The 18,295-nt window shown below is 29.6% G+C and carries 22 protein-coding genes and 2 tRNA genes; 13 read left to right on the forward strand and 11 right to left on the reverse strand.

Going from position 1 to position 18,295, the window contains the following annotated elements; all coding sequences use genetic code 11:
• Positions 1-3: 3 nt before the first annotated feature.
• A complete protein-coding gene (gene tgt / locus MBM09_RS12230) occupies positions 4-1,134 on the reverse strand; it encodes a tRNA guanosine(34) transglycosylase Tgt (protein ID WP_238674007.1) in 1,131 nt (376 codons plus the stop codon).
• Between the two features lie 124 nt (positions 1,135-1,258).
• On the opposite strand from tgt, the gene MBM09_RS12235 reads away from it, so the two are divergent.
• Entirely contained in the window at positions 1,259-1,843 is a 585-nt protein-coding gene (locus MBM09_RS12235; RefSeq protein WP_238674008.1) for an outer membrane beta-barrel protein, read from the forward strand.
• 67 nt (positions 1,844-1,910) lie between these two features.
• Here the strand turns inward: MBM09_RS12235 and MBM09_RS15930 are convergent, their stop codons facing one another.
• Positions 1,911-2,915 (reverse strand): FKBP-type peptidyl-prolyl cis-trans isomerase, encoded by a 1,005-nt coding sequence (locus tag MBM09_RS15930; protein WP_305070096.1) that lies wholly within the window; start codon positions 2,913-2,915, stop codon positions 1,911-1,913.
• A gap of 82 nt (positions 2,916-2,997) precedes the next feature.
• Between MBM09_RS15930 and MBM09_RS12245 the strand changes: the two genes are divergently transcribed.
• Positions 2,998-3,372 carry an RNA-binding S4 domain-containing protein gene (locus tag MBM09_RS12245; protein ID WP_238674009.1) on the forward strand — a complete coding sequence of 125 codons (375 nt, stop codon included), beginning with the start codon at positions 2,998-3,000 and terminating at the stop codon, positions 3,370-3,372.
• A 120-nt stretch (positions 3,373-3,492) separates the two neighbouring features.
• On the forward strand, positions 3,493-3,996 hold the full coding sequence (locus MBM09_RS12250) for a phosphoribosyltransferase domain-containing protein (RefSeq protein ID WP_238674010.1): 504 nt from the start codon (positions 3,493-3,495) through the stop codon (positions 3,994-3,996).
• Here the strand turns inward: MBM09_RS12250 and MBM09_RS12255 are convergent.
• Positions 3,988-4,509, reverse strand: a complete 522-nt coding sequence (locus MBM09_RS12255) for a shikimate kinase (RefSeq protein ID WP_238674011.1) — start codon at positions 4,507-4,509, stop codon at positions 3,988-3,990. The genes MBM09_RS12250 and MBM09_RS12255 overlap by 9 nt on opposite strands.
• Positions 4,510-4,656: 147 nt before the next feature.
• On the opposite strand from MBM09_RS12255, the gene MBM09_RS12260 reads away from it, so the two are divergent.
• The 7 genes from MBM09_RS12260 to MBM09_RS12290 all read left to right on the forward strand — a co-directional run bounded on the left by MBM09_RS12260 (position 4,657) and on the right by MBM09_RS12290 (position 9,817).
• Positions 4,657-4,729 (forward strand) — tRNA-Lys (locus tag MBM09_RS12260).
• Between the two features lie 58 nt (positions 4,730-4,787).
• Positions 4,788-4,872, forward strand: a tRNA-Leu gene (locus MBM09_RS12265).
• 69 nt (positions 4,873-4,941) lie between these two features.
• Entirely contained in the window at positions 4,942-5,841 is a 900-nt protein-coding gene (locus MBM09_RS12270) for a MerR family transcriptional regulator (protein WP_238674012.1), read from the forward strand.
• A 47-nt stretch (positions 5,842-5,888) separates the two neighbouring features.
• Positions 5,889-7,361, forward strand: coding sequence for an NAD(P)/FAD-dependent oxidoreductase (locus MBM09_RS12275; protein WP_238674013.1), 1,473 nt, complete (start codon positions 5,889-5,891; stop codon positions 7,359-7,361).
• Complete coding sequence (locus MBM09_RS12280) at positions 7,358-8,197, forward strand: phytoene/squalene synthase family protein (protein ID WP_238674014.1); 840 nt, start codon at positions 7,358-7,360, stop codon at positions 8,195-8,197. The genes MBM09_RS12275 and MBM09_RS12280 overlap by 4 nt, the downstream gene beginning before the upstream one ends.
• Positions 8,198-8,206: 9 nt before the next feature.
• Positions 8,207-8,656 (forward strand): sterol desaturase family protein, encoded by a 450-nt coding sequence (locus MBM09_RS12285; protein ID WP_238674015.1) that lies wholly within the window; start codon positions 8,207-8,209, stop codon positions 8,654-8,656.
• A 15-nt stretch (positions 8,657-8,671) separates the two neighbouring features.
• Positions 8,672-9,817, forward strand: coding sequence for a lycopene cyclase family protein (locus MBM09_RS12290; protein ID WP_238674016.1), 1,146 nt, complete (start codon positions 8,672-8,674; stop codon positions 9,815-9,817).
• 9 nt (positions 9,818-9,826) lie between these two features.
• Here the strand turns inward: MBM09_RS12290 and MBM09_RS12295 are convergent, their stop codons facing one another.
• The 7 genes from MBM09_RS12295 to MBM09_RS12325 all read right to left on the reverse strand — a co-directional run bounded on the left by MBM09_RS12295 (position 9,827) and on the right by MBM09_RS12325 (position 14,173).
• Positions 9,827-10,387 carry a TlpA disulfide reductase family protein gene (locus tag MBM09_RS12295; RefSeq protein WP_238674017.1) on the reverse strand — a complete coding sequence of 187 codons (561 nt, stop codon included), beginning with the start codon at positions 10,385-10,387 and terminating at the stop codon, positions 9,827-9,829.
• A gap of 85 nt (positions 10,388-10,472) precedes the next feature.
• Positions 10,473-11,345 carry an anti-sigma factor gene (locus MBM09_RS12300; protein WP_238674018.1) on the reverse strand — a complete coding sequence of 291 codons (873 nt, stop codon included), beginning with the start codon at positions 11,343-11,345 and terminating at the stop codon, positions 10,473-10,475.
• A 74-nt stretch (positions 11,346-11,419) separates the two neighbouring features.
• Positions 11,420-12,091: a Crp/Fnr family transcriptional regulator gene (locus MBM09_RS12305; protein WP_238674019.1), complete on the reverse strand. Its 672-nt coding sequence runs from the start codon at positions 12,089-12,091 to the stop codon at positions 11,420-11,422.
• Between the two features lie 117 nt (positions 12,092-12,208).
• Positions 12,209-12,637, reverse strand: a complete 429-nt coding sequence (locus MBM09_RS12310) for a DUF5606 domain-containing protein (protein ID WP_238674020.1) — start codon at positions 12,635-12,637, stop codon at positions 12,209-12,211.
• Between the two features lie 54 nt (positions 12,638-12,691).
• A complete protein-coding gene (def, locus tag MBM09_RS12315; RefSeq protein ID WP_238674021.1) occupies positions 12,692-13,282 on the reverse strand; it encodes a peptide deformylase in 591 nt (196 codons plus the stop codon).
• A 61-nt stretch (positions 13,283-13,343) separates the two neighbouring features.
• The gene (ruvX, locus tag MBM09_RS12320; protein WP_238674022.1) at positions 13,344-13,757 is read right to left on the reverse strand and encodes a Holliday junction resolvase RuvX; all 414 of its coding nucleotides are present in this window, start codon (positions 13,755-13,757) and stop codon (positions 13,344-13,346) included.
• A gap of 107 nt (positions 13,758-13,864) precedes the next feature.
• A complete protein-coding gene (locus MBM09_RS12325) occupies positions 13,865-14,173 on the reverse strand; it encodes a hypothetical protein (RefSeq protein ID WP_238674023.1) in 309 nt (102 codons plus the stop codon).
• Between the two features lie 326 nt (positions 14,174-14,499).
• On the opposite strand from MBM09_RS12325, the gene MBM09_RS12330 reads away from it, so the two are divergent.
• Genes MBM09_RS12330 through MBM09_RS12340 form a run of 3 tightly spaced genes read left to right on the forward strand, consistent with a single transcriptional unit; the run spans position 14,500 to position 17,444 of the window.
• Positions 14,500-15,315: a 2,3,4,5-tetrahydropyridine-2,6-dicarboxylate N-succinyltransferase gene (locus tag MBM09_RS12330; protein WP_238674024.1), complete on the forward strand. Its 816-nt coding sequence runs from the start codon at positions 14,500-14,502 to the stop codon at positions 15,313-15,315.
• Between the two features lie 34 nt (positions 15,316-15,349).
• Positions 15,350-16,351, forward strand: coding sequence for a glycosyltransferase family 2 protein (locus tag MBM09_RS12335; protein WP_238674025.1), 1,002 nt, complete (start codon positions 15,350-15,352; stop codon positions 16,349-16,351).
• A gap of 37 nt (positions 16,352-16,388) precedes the next feature.
• A complete protein-coding gene (locus MBM09_RS12340) occupies positions 16,389-17,444 on the forward strand; it encodes a glycosyltransferase family 9 protein (protein ID WP_238674026.1) in 1,056 nt (351 codons plus the stop codon).
• Position 17,445: 1 nt separating this feature from the next.
• Here MBM09_RS12340 and MBM09_RS12345 read toward each other — a convergent pair whose 3' ends face one another.
• Positions 17,446-18,267 (reverse strand): glycosyltransferase family 2 protein, encoded by an 822-nt coding sequence (locus MBM09_RS12345; protein WP_238674027.1) that lies wholly within the window; start codon positions 18,265-18,267, stop codon positions 17,446-17,448.
• Positions 18,268-18,295 lie beyond the last annotated feature (28 nt).

Raw genomic sequence — 18,295 nt, forward strand, 5'->3', positions numbered from 1 at the left:
TAACTACAAACGATTATTCATTTGCTTAACCATTTTATCTTTCCAAGTTTTAAAATCTCCTGCTAATATATGTTTTCTGGCTTCGCGAACCAACCATAAATAAAATCCTAAATTATGTATTGTTGCTATTTGTTTACCTAACAATTCATTAACGCTAAATAAATGTCTTAAATAAGCTTTACTATATTCTGTATCAACATACGTAATCCCCATTTCATCAATAGGCGAAAAATCATCAGCCCATTTTAAATTTTTAATATTAATAGTTCCATGTGCCGTAAATAACATACCATTTCTTGCATTACGAGTTGGCATTACACAATCAAACATATCTACACCTAACGCAATATTTTCTAAAATATTGATTGGTGTACCTACTCCCATTAAATATCGAGGTTTATCTTCTGGTAAAATTGAACATACAACATCGGTCATGGCATACATTTCTTCGGCAGGTTCTCCAACAGATAATCCGCCTATAGCATTACCAACTGCTCCAGAATTTGCAATATACTCTGCAGATTGAATTCTTAAATCTTTATAAGTACTACCCTGAACAATAGGAAAAAATGCTTGATTGTATCCATATTTTAAAGGTGTTTTTTCTAAATGATTTATACATCTATCTAACCAACGATGCGTCATGTGCATAGAACGTTTTGCGTAATTATAGTCGCACGGATATGGTGTACACTCATCAAAAGCCATAATTATATCTGCTCCAATAGTACGTTGTATTTCCATGACATTTTCTGGTGTGAATGTATGATAACTACCATCTATATGCGATTTAAACTTTACTCCTTCTTCCTTAATTTTTCTATTTGCTGAAAGTGAATACACTTGATATCCCCCTGAATCGGTTAAAATATTCCTATCCCAATTCATGAATTTATGCAATCCACCTGCTTTTTCTAAGATTTGTGTTTGCGGTCTTAGATATAAATGATAGGTATTCCCTAAAATAATATCAGGATTTATTTCATCTTTTAACTCACGTTGATGTACACCTTTAACTGTAGCAACAGTACCAACAGGCATAAAAATAGGAGTTTCTATAACACCATGATCTGTTGTTATTTTTCCTGCTCTGGCTTTACTCTGTGAATCTTTTGCTATTAATTCAAATTTCATATTTTCTTTACTTCAGTGGGCAAAGATAATTAACTGAAAAATGAAAATGATTGTAATAAAAAGAAAATAATATGCTTTTGGCAACGTTTTTGATATTACAAACAAAATCTTAAAACGAACAATCATGAGAAATTTATTTTTAGTTTTAGTAACAGTAATTAGTCTTCCAACTGCTGTAATGGCACAAACTGCAACTGGTTTTGGTATTAAAGGTGGTTTAAACTACAATGCTAATGGTGATTATTTTGAATCTATTAATGATAATGCAAAAAATCCTGATAGAAATGTTGGTTACCATATAGGATTATTTGGAAAAATTGGTAATCAGGTTTATTTTAAGCCAGAACTTGTTTATACAAGTACAAAAAGTGATTATGATAATGATGACTTTAAAATGCAAAAAATTGACGCTCCTTTACTAGTAGGTTTAAAAGTATTAGGTCCTGTTAGTGTTTTTGGTGGCCCCTCACTTCAATACATATTAGACACTGAATTTGATGGTATAGCCATTAATGATGTTGAAAGCGATTTTTCAGTAGGTCTAAATTTCGGAATCGCGCTTAACCTTAACAAACTAGGTATTGATTTAAGATACGAACGTGGTTTTAGCGATAATGAAGCTACATTTTTAGGAAATAATGGTATTAACACTAGTAGATTAGATACTAGACCAGATCAATTAATTTTAAGTTTATCACTTATTTTATAATACCTTTAGAATATATGAAATAAAAAAAACCTCGCAATTGCGAGGTTTTTTTATTAAATTTATATTATTAGTTGTTTCTATACTCTGTTTCTTCAGGGTCTAAATAATTTGGAATGCCGTTAGAGCCAATATCGTTTGTTGGGTCTCCATCTCCATTTAAATCTTCATTAATTGTTGGGATACCATCTCCATCATCATCTGCATCTGCATAGTCTGGTGTACCATCTCCATCAGTATCATCATCAGTATCGTCTGTTAAATCATCAAAATTAACTGTCATTTCACCATCATTATTTAAATCTTCTAAATATGAAGGAATTCCATCTCTATCATGATCATTCTCAAACATTTGGTATAATTCAAACTTAAATATTAAAGGTGAATAAGCTGAAATTCCTGTAGTAGCACTAGAAAAATAACCTAAACCGGAAGGTATAAACATAACACCTGTACCATGGTTTTTATATTCGATTGTTCCATCACTAATATCTGGAATACCATCACCATCTGTGTCAACATTAATAGTTTCTTCGAAGGCATCAGCTGTATTAAATTGGGGTAAAACTTTTCTCCATGCTGGTATTAAACCAAGTAAATCAAAAGGAGTGTCTGGATTAACAGTACTATCAAAAGCTTCTGTTAAATCATTTAGATCATCTTCTAATGTGTAACCTTCATATGTTACACGTACAGTATCAGTAAAATTTGGTGATTCTAAACCTCCTCCTTGGTTTAATCTTAAAATGTAGTACTCGTAATTTGTTTCAGCAAAAACAAGCGTATGAGTCTCTACAGCGTCAATAAGCAATGTGTAGCCGTCTTCTAAAGTTTCGCCTTCTAAAAGTTCTTCAATCATAAGGTCTTCAATATTAGGATCTGAATTACCTTCAAATTCTGCAGAATTATAATAATGAGTTTCTAAATAACCTAATATAGAATCATTATCAACCAATTGCTGTTCTGTTCGGTCTCTTATTACAATTGTAGTTGAACCACCATCATCGTCATTATTACACGATATAAAACCAAGGGTTAGAATAAAAATGAATAAAGTAACTTTTCTTAATTTCATTATTGCTTATTTTTGAGGTCGCAAGATACAATTTTAATATAATCTTGCACAACAACATTAACGTAGTTTTTAGAATAATTATATGCGAATAGACAAGTATTTATGGTGTGTTAGATATTACAAAACTAGATCGATTGCTACAACGGCTTGCAAAAAAGGGCAGGTAAAAGTAAATGGAGATGTTGTTAAACCAAGTAGAGAAGTTTATGCACAGGATGTTATTGAGTTAAGAAAAGACCAAATAAACTATAAACTTACTGTAAATGACATACCAGTTAGTAGAGTTGGCGCTAAATTAGTTGATATTTACAGAACAGACATTACACCAAAAGAACAATTTGAAGCCAGAGAGCTTTTAAAATATTCGAAAGATTACTACAGAAAAAAAGGAACTGGTAGGCCTACTAAAAAAGATAGAAGAGATATTGATGATTTTACAGATGAAACATCTAACTAGTAAATTTTAGTTACAAGAAAAATAATTATTTAATAGATGTTAAATCTGATCTTTGAAAAAAAATAAAATAAACAGATAAAAATGAGTAATTTTATATTTTAATTTTTTACAATTATTGCTATGGACGTTAAAAATAATATCATACTAAACCATGATGAAATCAATCATAAAATAAGACGTATTGCTTTTCAGATATACGAAACGAACGTTAATGAAACAGAAGTTATTTTGGCTGGTATAGATAAAAACGGGTATATTTTTGCCAAAAAATTAAAAACTGTACTCCAAAAAATATCTAATATCAAACCTATTCTATGTAAAGTTAATATCAATAAGAAAAGTCCATCAGAACCTATTATAACTTCGCTCCTGCCTGAACAATACAAAAACAAATCTTTAATTCTGGTTGATGATGTATTAAATTCCGGTACTACGCTAATCTATGGTGTTAAACACTTTTTAGAAGTACCTTTAAAACAGTTTAAAACTGCTGTTTTAATAAATAGAAATCATAAAAAATATCCTGTGAAAGCAGATTTTAAAGGTATTTCTCTTTCTACATCATTACATGAACATGTAGATATTGTGTTAGAGGGTAAAAACTTTGAAGCCGTATTAGAATAACTCTAAAACAATATCTTCAACAATTTCCTTTTTCGTTTTATTATCTGTAATTATCTGTATTTCTGCTTGATTATAATATTGTACGCGTTCAAAAAGATGTTTACCAATAAATTCGGTAAGCTCATCTTTAGTTTTAATATGTGCAATTAAAGGGCGTTTACTTTTTTTCTTAATCAGTTTATCTACTAAATTAGGAATTGAAGCCTTTAAATAAATACTCTTTACATTATCTGCATTTAATATTAACTGCATATTTTTAGCATAACATGGTGTACCTCCTCCAACAGATAAAATAATATTTGTTTTTGTTTGTAATAGCTCTTTTAAATATAAAGTTTCTTGCTTTCTAAAATAGATTTCTCCTTTATTTTTAAAAATATTACTTACAGAAGCATTTTCTTTGTTTTCAATAAAATCATCTAAATCTACAAATTCATAGTCTAATTTTTCTGCTAATTTCTTTCCTAAACTCGACTTTCCGGAAGCCATATACCCAATTAAAACTAATATCATTTTTATGCTATAAATTGATTATTAAAAACATACGATTAAGTGATGCAAAAAAACGAAAATTTCTTTAAAAAAAGTATTGTTTTATTAATTAAACATTTTATATTTGCACCCGCTAACAGCAATATGTTAGTCTTTAAATAAAACAATGACCTGGTAGCTCAGTTGGTAGAGCATCTCCCTTTTAAGGAGAGGGTCCTGGGTTCGAGCCCCAGCCCGGTCACTAGAAAAAAGTTAAGCTTAATTGCTTAACTTTTTCTATTTTTACACACTTCATTAATGCGCACGTGGCGGAATTGGTAGACGCGCTGGCTTGAGGGGCCAGTATTCGTTTAGAATGTGGAAGTTCGAATCTTCTCGTGCGCACTTTATTAAATAATTTTACAATATATTTAAAAATTATGCTTATTTTTGTTTAACTAAATTTAAATATTGATGAACAATATTAAGGTTAACTTTAGCATAAAGGACTTAGAAAACCTCACAGGAATAAAAGCACACACCATAAGAATATGGGAAAAGCGCTATAATTTACTTAGCCCAAACAGATCGGATACTAATATTAGAAACTACAATTTAACCAGTTTCCAAAAACTCTTAAACATATCTTACTTAAACAATAATGGTATTAAGATTTCTAAAATTGCAGACCTAAAAGAAGAAGAAATACCCATAAAAGTTAGAGAAATAGCATCAAGAGCTAAAGTTGAAGACCATGCTATTAATGCTCTAAAAATGGCAATGATTAATTTTGATCAGGTTTTATTTTACAGTACTTACAATAACTTACTAGAGAATAAAACATTTAGTGAAATCTTTTATTCAGTATTTCTACCCTTATTAAATGAAATTGGTTTACTGTGGCAAACAAATACTATCACACCTGCGCACGAACATTTTTTATCAGTTCATATCAAGCAAAAGATATTATTAAATACAGAACGGTTACAACTTTTAGAACCTAAACCTGTTTCAAAAACTTTTGTGCTTTTTTTACCAGATAACGAAATTCATGATATAGGACTACTTTTTATAAACTACCAATTAAGAAGTAAAGGCTATCATACTATTTTTCTTGGTGAAAGTGTACCTATGGAAAGTTTAACTGATTTACTTGAATTTTTTGAAGAAATTACTTTTGTATCATACTTTACCGTATATCCAGAAGAAGAAAATGTAACTGACTACATTAAAAAATTCCATGAGCTTTTATTAAAAAAGGATAACACGAAACTCATGTTGTTAGGTAAAAGGCTATCAACATTTGATGAATCTAATCTACCCGAAAAAATCAGTATTTTCAATTCTATTGAAAATTTAGTTGAACAATTGTGATAAAAAATTTATTTTTGTTTAACTTTTAATTATATTTGTTAAACAATATGAAATCAACTGTAAACATAATTGGTTCTGGGTTTTCTTCTTTAGCTGCTTCTTGTTACTTGGCAAAGGCTGGCTACGAAGTAACTTTATTTGAAAAAAACAAAACTATTGGTGGTCGAGCTAGACAATTAAAAAAGGACGGATTCACCTTTGATATTGGTCCAACTTGGTACTGGATGCCCGATGTTTTTGAACGTTTTTTTTCAGATTTCAATAAAAAACCATCAGATTATTACACCTTAGAAAAACTAAATCCTGCCTACAGTGTTTATTTTGGTAATAATGATTTTATCACCATTGAAGATACTTTAGAAAAAATAAAAACTGCTTTTGAAAATGAGGAACTTGGGAGTGCTAAAAAGCTTCAAAAATTCATAGATAAAGCTAAAAGCAACTACGATATTGCCATAAAAGATTTGGTATATAATCCTGGAGTTTCACCTTTAGAATTAATAACTCCTACCACAATCAAGAAAATTAATCAATTTTTCAGTACTATAAAAAAAGATGTAAGAAAAGAGTTTAAAAATGAAAGACTAGTTAAAATCCTAGAGTTTCCAGTGCTTTTTTTAGGCGCTAAACCAAGCGATACACCTTCATTTTATAGTTTTATGAATTATGCCGATTTTGGACTCGGTACATTTCATCCAAAAAAAGGTATGTATCAAGTTATACTTGCTATGGAAAGTTTAGCCAAAGAACTAGGTGTAACCATCAAAACAGAATCTCCAGTAGAAAAAATTATAGTTGAAAATGGAGAAGCCAAAGGCATTACATCTAATGGAACAGATTATAAATGCGATATTGTAGTAAGTGGTGCAGATTATCATCATACCGAAACTCTAGTTGATAAAAAATACAGGCAATACTCAGAAAATTATTGGAATAAAAAAACATTCGCACCATCATCTCTTCTATTTTATGTTGGGTTTGATAAAAAATTAATTAACGTAAATCATCACACACTATTTTTTGATGTAGATTTTGATGTGCATGCAGAAGCTATTTACGATAATCCTAAATGGCCAGAAAACCCTTTATTCTATGCTAGTTTTCCAAGTAAAACTGACACAAACGCTGCTCCAGAGGGAAAAGAAGCAGGAATATTTCTAATCCCTTTAGCTCCAGGTTTAAATGATACTCCAGAGTTAAGAGACAAATATTTCGATAAAATTATTGCACGTTTTGAAGCATTGACTTCTCAAAGTGTAAAAAAAGATATTATATTTAAAGAAAGTTTTTGCTTAAATGATTTTATAAAAGATTATAATTCATACAAAGGTAACGCCTATGGTATGGCAAATACTTTGTTGCAAACTGCTTTCTTAAGACCAAAATTAAAAAGCAAATATGTAGAAAATTTATTTTTTACAGGGCAATTAACAGTTCCAGGTCCTGGTGTGCCACCATCACTTATATCTGGTAAATTAGTGGCAGATTTAGTAACTAAACATCATAGTATATTGATATGAAAGCATTATTTGACAATGTATCTTACAATTGCAGTAAAATTGTAACAAAAAAATATAGCACTTCTTTTTCATTAGCTACTAAAATGCTATACAAATCAATTAGAGGTGATATTTACAATATCTATGGTTTTGTTCGTTTTGCAGACGAAATTGTAGATAGCTTTCATGATTATGACAAAGAATTACTCTTTAATAGATTTTCAGAAGATTTAGAACTTGCTTTAGAAAATAAAATCAGTTTAAACCCTATTCTAAACGCTTTTCAACACACATACCATAAATACGGTATTGAAAAAGATATGGTAAATGCCTTTATGAAGAGTATGCGTGCAGACCTTCACAAAACCACATATTTAACAGAAGAAGAATACGAAGCATATATTTATGGATCTGCAGATGTTGTTGGTCTTATGTGCTTAAAAGTGTTTTTAAAAGGTGATAAAGAAAAATATAACGAGCTTAAAGATACAGCAATGGCTTTAGGATCTGCTTTTCAAAAAGTAAACTTTTTAAGAGATTTAAAAGCTGATTTTGAAGGTTTAGATAGAACTTACTTCCCTAATACTGATTTGAATAATTTAGATGAGCAATCTAAACAAGATATTATTGATGATATTGAAAGTGATTTCGAAAAAGGTTTGAGCGGAATTAAAAAATTACCTATCGAAGCTAAGTTTGGAGTTTTTATGGCTTACAGATATTACAGACAATTATTAAAAAAATTAAAGAAAACTCCTGCGCTTCAAATTAAAAATTCAAGAATACGGGTTTCTAACCCTAAAAAAATTGAGCTTTTAATGCGTAGCTATGTAAAATATCAATTAAATTTAATGTAAATTTTAAAAATGTATACTTTACTTTGGATATTAGTTTTTTTAGCCACCTACTGTTTCATGGAATTTATGGCGTGGTTCACACATAAATACATAATGCATGGGTTTTTATGGAGTTTACACAAAGACCATCACAAAAAAGATCATGATAGCTGGTTTGAGCGCAATGATGCCTTTTTTATTTTCTATGCCGTTGTTAGTATTGGTTTTTTCTTGTTATGGAAATACACCAGTTTTTGGGCAGGTTTACCAATAGGTCTAGGTATTTTTGCTTACGGCTTATCATACTTTATTGTACACGATATCTTTATACACCAACGTTTTAAGTTATTTAGAAATGCAAATAATTGGTATGCTAAAGGTGTAAGACGTGCGCACAAAATACATCACAAACATTTAGGAAAAAAAGATGGTGAGTGTTTCGGTATGCTATTCGTCCCTTTTAAATACTTCAAAAAATAAGGTTTCTTCTGCTCAATGAATCAAATCCCCCATTTCGATTATATTATTATAGGAAATGGTTTAGCTGGTTTACAACTAGCTTTAAAGATGAATTCAGACCCTTTTTTTAAGAATAAAAAAGTGGCACTTATTGATGCTTCAGAGAAAAACACAAATGATAAAACTTGGAGCTTCTGGGAAACAGGAATTTCTCAATGGAATGCTATCTTATCAAAATCTTGGAACAAAGCTTCAATATATACCTCAAAAAAAAATATTGATTTAAACCTTTCTCCTTACAATTACAAAACCATAAAAGCTCTAGACTTTTATAACTATTCTAAAAATAAACTAAAGCAAAATAAACAGATTAATTTTATTTTAGATAAGGTTATTAATGTGAGTGAAGCAGAATATGTTACTGTTAAAACAGAAGGCAATACATATTATGCGACTCACGTATTTGATAGTAGAATTTCTGAAGAATTTTTAGAAAACTCACAAGATTATACATCTTTGATTCAGCATTTTAAAGGTTATATTATTAAAACTGAAAATGAAGTTTTTGATGAAACCAAACTTACCATGATGGATTATCGATTAAAAGATGGTGAGCAAACTACATTTACATATGTTTTACCCTTTTCTAAAACTGAAGCTCTAGTAGAATTTACATATTTCACAGAAAATCTTGTAGATGAAAAAACATACGACAAATACATTAAAACCTACATTAAAGAGTTTCTTAAAATTGATAAATACATTATAAGAGAAACTGAAACAGGTCAAATACCTATGACAAACTTTCCTTTTGAAAAGTTCAACACAAAACATATAACCAAAATAGGTACTGGCGGCGGTTGGGTGAAAGGATCTACAGGTTACTCTTTTAAAAATACTGAGAAAAAAGTCGCGAAAATTATTGAAAACATTAAGACACAGAAAACACCATCAGATAATTTATTTAGAAAAAAATACAAGTTTTATGATACTGTCTTTCTTAAAGTATTAAAAGATGAAAACCAGAAAGGTGAATGGATATTTCAGCAGTTTTACAATAAGAATTCTGTACAAGCTATGTTTAAATTTCTTGATGAGGAGTCGACTTTTTTTGAAGAATTAAAAATAATGAAGTCCTTATTTTCTTGGAGTTTTATTAAAGCCTTTTTTAAAACGCTTTAAACACATAACCTATTTTAACAATTCATCAATAGTATTTCTAACAGTTTCACTATTCCAATTTGCTGCACCGGTTTTGTCTATTACGATACGACCAGATTTATCTATTAAAAAAGTTCTTGGAATACTGCTTACATCAAAAGTATCTGGATAATTAGTAATTGGTGTGAATGTTTTAAAAGTATAGTTATTTTTATTTAAAAACTGATTGGTTTTTGAATAATCTTCATTTGATACAAATACAAACTCAATTTTATTACTATAATCATCATAAAGTTTTTGCATACTAGGCATTTCTGCAATACAAGGCGGGCACCAAGTTGCCCAAAAATTTACTAGAACCACTTTTCCTCTAACCTCTTCAAAATTTAATATATGGCTATTTTCGTCTTTCAATTTCCAGTTATAATTTGTTATAGTAATTTGTTTGGATTCGTTTACAGTAGAAGGACTAAAAACCGCTAAACCTTTGTGTAATAAAACTTGTATAGGTTGTCTTGTTTGCGGAATTATTAATAGCGCTATAACCACTAAAAAAATTATATTTTTTATTTGAGATTTTGTAATTTTCATGTAGATTCTTTTTAAATGAATAAGGCACAATTCCTAAGTCGGCGGAATCATGCCTTAAATCTAACAAAAAATAACAATTAGGTTTTTATCGTGTAACTGTACCTGATAACATGGTTACCGGACCAGTTCCCATTGCTATTGCAGTATGGTTCATAGCATCAGTAGGAACAACATGCGCTAATGGTTTTAATGTGAATGGAGCTACACTATCATCAGGACTTGGTTCTACTGATATTACTATAGTTGTTCCTTTTAAATCTGTAGGAAATGCTAATCCTGAAGGTGCATTTTGCAAGTAATCTTCACCTGGAAAAGCTGGTCCATTTCCTGCATCTCCTTTATAAGGTGAAGTTGAAGCATTATCATCAAAACCTGAAACCGATGTAAATGTACCAGTACTAACTGGCATTCCGTCTATTACTGCCCAACCTTCGTACTTCCAACCCGCTGATAATGTTGGTAATGTTAAGCCTACCATTGGACTACCACTAGAATTGTCTAAAAACCAAACACCACTTGCTTCGTTAGTATCATCAGCATCTGTTGGTGTTGCCAAAATATAAGTTCCAGCTGCGTTACCAAAATTGGCAACTATTCCGTTAGAATCTACACTTGCAGAATTCCCTGAAAAATCACCCGCTAAAATTTTAGTATCTGCAGGATCTGGATCTGTATCTATTGCTGGCTCTATAGAAAGCACAAAAGTAGTAGCATTTGCTAATTGTGTTGCATCTACAGTAAAAGATTGTGGAAATGTAACCGAAGTAAACACTCCTGTTGAAACTGGTGCACCATCTACAATAATCCAACCTTCGTAAACATAATCATCTCCTAAAGCTTCTAAGCCATCTAAATTTAGAGTTAAGCTTGCCGTAGTTGGTGTATTGTCATCATCATTACTACAAGCAGTAGCAAAAATTCCAATTGCAAATACTGCCAAAAACATTTTTTTAATCATGGTATATTTTTTTTAAAAGTTTATACCTTCAAAATTATACCTTGCTTTTATTATAAAATGTTAGCTAGCTAACACTATGCAGAATTTTTATGGATTCTTATTTCTTTTCTGTTGAATTCTATCACATTATCTTGCTTTAATTCATTTAAAAGAATGTTTAAAGTGGGTCTAGATGTACCTATTAAACTGGCAATATCTTTTTGTGTATAAGGATGATGTATTACTTTATCTCCGGTTTTATTACAATCGTAACCATACTCTGTACATAATTCGTCCAGAAACTCCATAAGTCGTGTTTTGGTGTCTTTAAACATTAAAAGTTGAAGTCTTCTTTCTAATTTCTGAAGTTTGAAACCAATAAACTTGTAGACTCTAAAACTAAATGTTTCATTTTTTCGCATTAAATCATGCATGGTATCTACACTTATCGGGCAAATGGTTGTGGTATTATCTATAGATTGCGCAAATTCCTCTCGTTTGTATTCCCCAAGAATTGCTTTTTCACCAAATAATTGACCGCGAGATAAAATAGCTTTTACAACTTCGGTTCCATCTTCGTTATAGTAACCTATTTTTACTTTACCTTTTTCTATAAGAAATACTTTATTAGAAGAATCTTCTTCAAAATAAATATAATCTTGCTTTTTGTAGGCATCAAAATCATGACCTTTTTTGTATTCTTTAAATTTATGTGGACATAAAATTTTAAAAAGATTTACATCTTCAAAAAACCAAAGTGGATTCATGGTTATGTGTGTTTTTTGTTAGTTAACTAATAGTCGACAACAAAAAACAATCCTTTCATTTTATGTATAAAAAAACCTCCATTTAGGAGGTTTATATAGTTAAATAATAAGTTTTATTTATTCTTCTTCGTCTGATGCATTTTCCTTTTCTTCTGAATCCAATTCATCTAACATATCATACTTATGTAATAGATTATACCATTGAATTACTTTTTTAATATCGCTAGCATACACTCTATCTTCATCATAATCTGGCAAAACATCAAAGAAATATTCTTCTAGCTTATCTTTGCTATCCTTTGGACTTACAGAAGATTCTTTACCGTTTTCTTTATCTTTAATATTTTTAAAAACTTGTTTTAAAGGCACTTCCTCTGTTAGTGTATAAATAGCAATCTCACTTAATACACTAACGTTGTTTTGTATACTTACAGATATACGCTTTTTATCTGTTAAAGATTCTGCTACAAAACCGCCACGGGTTTGTGTAATTAATTTATATAATCCAGGTTTTCCGGATATTGATAAAACTTTATCTAAACTCATAAATTATTTTTTAAAGGGCGCAAATATCAAATGTTTATTGATGTCTTGCAAATATTATCGTTTCTTTTTTTGATTTGGAAAACGCATTCTATAATCTACATTGATTTTTCCTTTTGATATGTTTGCAAGTCTTCCTTTTATTAAACGTTTTTTTAATGTAGATAACTTATCTGTAAATAAAACACCTTCTATATGATCGTATTCATGCTGAATAACACGAGCTATCAAACCATCAAATGTTTCTGTATGTGGTTTAAAATTTTCATCAAGATACTCAATAGTAACCTTTGGTTTTCTAAACACATCTTCTCTAACATCTGGTATACTTAAACAGCCTTCGTTAAATGCCCATTCATCACCTTCTTCCTTAGTGATTTTAGCATTAATGAAAACGCGTTTAAAATCTTTTAACTCGTTTTGTTCTTCTTCTGTTAACCCATCGTCTTCAGAAAAAGGTGTTGTATCTACTAAAAACAATCTAATAGGCAAACCTATTTGCGGTGCTGCTAAACCAACTCCATAGGCATTGTACATTGTTTCAAACATGTTTTCTAAAAGTTCATCAAATTTTGGATAATCTTTAGTTATCTCTGTTGCATGTTTTTTTAAAACAGGGTCGCCATATGCTACAATTGGTAATATCATTCTATCTTTTTAATTTTTTTGCAAAAATAAGTTATTATATTTTAATTGTTTTTAAGGCATTCTACTTTTTAGAATATAAATAACTCTGTAAGATAAGAGTTGCGCTAATTTCATCAATTAATGCTTTATTTTTGCGTTGTTTCTTTTTCAAGCCACTATCAATCATGGTTTGAAATGCCATTTTAGATGTAAAACGTTCATCTACTCTTTTAATTGGAATTTCTGGAATTTCTTTTTCTAATTTACTTAAAAATTTAGTTATATGAACTTCACTTTCAGAAGCTGTATTATCCATTTGTTTTGGCTCTCCAACTAAAAACAATTCAACAGTTTCTTTATTGATATAGTTTTTCAAAAACTGTACCAATTCTTTTGTATTTACTGTTGTAAGTCCAGAAGCAATAATTTGCAATTCATCTGTTACCGCAATACCTGTTCTTTTTGTACCAAAATCTATTGCTAATACTCTTCCCATTTATTTGATTTTTGCAAAAATAAGTGATTAAAACAAGAAAGGCTATCTTTTCAGATAACCTTTCTTTAATAGTTTAACCTTAAACCATTAATATTTGAACATTATTTTTAAGCTTTTACTGCTTTATTTATTTTAGGAAATACAAAACTAATATTTCCTGCTTTTCTTTCACGGTTTAAATATATTCTAATGTCACTTGAACTACGTGCTATAGTTTCCTTTAGCTTGTTTGCATCAATTAACAAAGAATCATTTTCTTTATTTGTATAAATTTCAGCATCAACATTAGGTATATTTTTATCATCAATAGAAACAGAAACAACTTCACTAATTTCTATTTCAGGAGCAACCTCTTGAGCGTTTCCTAGAGAAAAAGAAATTAAGAAAATTAATAATATGTAAAAATTTGTTTTCATTCTGTCTTTTATTGTTTGACGAAGCAAATATATATTCACTCTATACTTATGACACAAAAATTAGTTATAAGTCACGTATTTTCGTTTATATGTGGAGTTGTTTATTTCTATCGATAAATAGTTAAAATGACCAATTTAAAAGATGAAATACTTTTTGAATGCATTTGGTCGATTTATTAAAGCCATTTGTAGTAAAAACAGGATTTGTCTGACAAAAAAATAATGATAAAAATCGTTGATTTTTATTAATAAAAAATTGACATTAGATACTTTTCATTCTCATTTTTAAATGATAGCTACTATATTTGCTGAAAACAAAAATACTGATGAGTGAATTACAACAAACTATAGAAAATGCCTGGGAAAACAGAGCACTTTTAAAAGAAGAAAAAACAACTAAAGCGATACGTAGCGTAATAGATTTATTAGATAAAGGCGAATTACGCGTTGCAGAACCTATTGCAGATGGTTGGCAAGTTAACGAATGGGTAAAAAAAGCAGTTGTGTTATATTTCCCTATTCAAAAAATGGAAACTATTGAATGTGGGCCTCTAGAATTCCATGATAAAATTCCTTTAAAAACTGGTTATGCCGAAAAAGGCATTCGTGTTGTACCTCATGCTGTTGCAAGACATGGTGCTTATATTTCTGCTGGCACAATTTTAATGCCTAGTTATGTAAATATAGGAGCGTATGTAGACGAAGGGACTATGGTTGATACTTGGGCTACAGTTGGTAGTTGTGCTCAAATTGGTAAAAATGTGCATTTATCTGGTGGTGTTGGTATTGGAGGTGTATTAGAACCTTTACAAGCTGCACCAGTAATTATTGAAGATGATGCATTTATTGGGTCACGTTGTATAGTTGTTGAAGGTGTACGCGTAGAAAAAGAAGCTGTTTTAGGTGCTGGTGTTACTTTAACAATGAGTACTAAAATAATTGATGTTACTGGCGAAAAACCTGTTGAATATAAAGGTCGAGTACCTGCACGTTCTGTTGTTATACCTGGAAGTTACGTAAAAGAATTTCCTTCTGGAAACTATAATGTACCATGCGCTTTAATTATAGGAAAACGTAAAGAAAGTACCAATAAAAAAACATCGCTTAACGATGCACTTCGTGAGCATAGTGTAGCTGTATAATTAGTTTAATATTACTAAAATTAGAGAAGAAATATTGAAGAATAAGCCAGCTCATAATGAATTTATAGATATTTCTGTAATTATAGTAAATTATAAAAGTTGGAAGCATCTTCAAAATTGCTTAAAAAGTTTAGAAAAAATTATTCAAGATGAATTTACATTTGAAGTTATTGTTGTTGATAACCAATCAAATGATGACAAATTGAATGAATTTATTGAAAAGTTTCCAAATTATATATTTACAATTAATAAAGGAAACTATGGTTTTTCTAGTGGATGTAACTTGGGTGCAAACAAAGCTAAAGGCGAGTATTTGTTATTCTTAAACCCGGACACTATAGTTACCAAAGAAGCGCTTTTAACAATACTACAGATTTCTAAAGAAAATTTAGATTACGGCATTGTCTCTTGTACCAAAGTAAACTTAGAAGGAAAAACCGAAAAAGAAATTCGGTTTTTCCCTAAACTATCTACATTACTTGGCACTTTTAGAGCATTTCATAAATTAATAAATAAAAAAAGTATTTCTAAAAAATATCACTCTTCTAAAGAAATAGTTTTTCCAGATTGGGTTTCAGGTTCCATAATTTTTACGAGTAAAAAATGGTTTAAAAAAATTAATGGATGGTGCGAAGATTATTGGTTATATCTTGAAGATGTAGATTTTTGTAAAAGGATAACAGAATCTGGTGGTAAAATAGCGTTAATAAGAGCCACACAAATTATTCATAACCATGGGGGTGCGTCACGCATAAATGTAAAAACCTCAGCATTAACCAAAGCTGAAGTAATTATTTCTAAACATACATATATACATAATCATTTTAGAAATTTTTCAAAATATCTTGCTCAATTCCTTCTATTTATTTTTACTTTTTTAACTAAGCTTTTACTAGCAATTGTTGGAACTGTTTTCTTTTTTGTGCCAAAACTTTATGTAAATGTATTGATATTCAAAAATCTAATTAAATATTACTTAAATGCTTTAATTAAACAAACTTGGGTTAGTAAAAGAGCTCCAAATTATGTCAAATAAGCAGTGATTTGTTTATTTTTAGTAAAGCTACTATTAAATGAAAATATTAATTATACAGCAAAAAATGATTGGAGATGTTTTAACATCTTCAATCTTGTTTGAAGCTTTAAAAGAAAAATATCCTAACGCTGAGTTACATTATTTAATTAACTCGCACACTTTCCCTGTAGTAGAAAACAATCCATTTATAGACGAATATATTTTCTTTACTCCTGAAATAGAAAAAAGTAAATTAAAGCTATTCAATTTCACAAAATCTATTAGAAAAAAGAAATATGATGTTGTAATAGATGTATATTCAAAATTATCAAGTAACCTTATAACTTTATTTTCAAAAGCAAAGACTAAGATATCTTATCAAAAAAAATTTAGAAACTTTATTTACAGTGATAACATAAAACGAGAAAAGAACTACGATAATTCAACCGGATTAGAAATCACAAACAGATTAAGTCTTTTAAAACCATTAGAAATTGATATCAAAAGTATCAAACCTAAAATTTATTTATCCGATAAAGAAATAGAAGACTCAAAGCTACTATTAAAGCAAAAAAACATCGATTTATCTAAACCATTGTTTATGATAAGCGTGTTAGGAAGTTCTGAAAACAAAACCTATCCGCTTCCATATATGGCAAAAATCATTGATAAAATTGCTGAAGATACTAACGGACAAATTCTGTTTAATTACATTCCAAACCAAACTAATGAGGCTAAAACAGTATATAACTTTTGTAATGATAAAACTAAAAAACAAATTCATTTTGAAGTATTTGGAAAAAGCTTACGTGAGTTTTTAGCTATCACAAAACATTGTAATGCATTAATAGGTAATGAAGGAGGAGCAATAAATATGGCTAAAGCATTAAATATTCCTACATTTTCGATTTTTTCTCCTTGGGTTGATAAAGCAGGATGGAATATGTTTGAAGATGATAAATATAATGTTTCTATCCATTTAAAAGATATAAAACCAGAGTTATACAATGATGAATTACTGAAGAAGACCAAAAACAGAGCGCATTTATTTTATGAAAAATTTCTTCCTGAATTTATTATTCCTGAGTTAGAAACTTATTTAAAAAACCTCTAAATCAATTTTTTATAATTCCAAAAGGTGTATACTTTATATTGTTCTTTTTTGTTGCTGACCGTATTTTTTTATTTTTCTCAATCATTTCAGGTTTTACATAATCGCGGTCATGATCTAAATGTAAACAAATAGCACTATACCTTATTTGTTTAAATTTTACCCCACAATTCATCAAGCGCTCACCAATTTCCCTGTCTTCTCCCCCATATTGCATACGTTCGTCAAAACCATTAACTTTAATTATATCTTTTTTCCAACCCGAAACATTCATACCATCAAAAGTAGCTTTTGTTGGAGTAAATTTATTCAGCAGACTTTGTTTTAAGCCCTTAGCAGTTAATTTATTTGCTTTGAAAGTTTTTTTCAAACCATTTTTTACTAACCAATCAATATCAAAACATTGTTGGTTTTCAATATCTTTTCTGGTAATTAACTTGCTAATACTCATTGGAAGTTTAAAATAACCACCTGACAAAAAATAACCTTCTTCCCTTTTATCTATATGTGTTTGAAGAAAATCATTTCTGGCAACACAATCCCCATCCGTATAGACCAAATAATCACTTTTACTAGCTACGGTAGCTTTGTTTAGAATAATGGTTTTTTGAAATCCGTTATCTTCATGCCAGATGTGTTGAATTGGATAACTTACTTGAGCCTTTATTTTTTCTATTAAGGACTTCGTTTTATCATCAGAACCATCATCAGCTATAACAACTTCAAAGTTTTTAAAAGTTTGAAACTCATAACTCCATAGTACTTTTTCTAACCATTCTGGGTTATTATAAGTGCTTATAATTACTGAAATACTAAATGTGCTCATTGTGGCAAAAATAGTTATTTTTGCTCAA

This window comes from Flaviramulus sp. BrNp1-15, assembly GCF_022259695.1.
In the GTDB taxonomy this organism is placed as follows: Bacteria; Bacteroidota; Bacteroidia; order Flavobacteriales; family Flavobacteriaceae; genus BrNp1-15.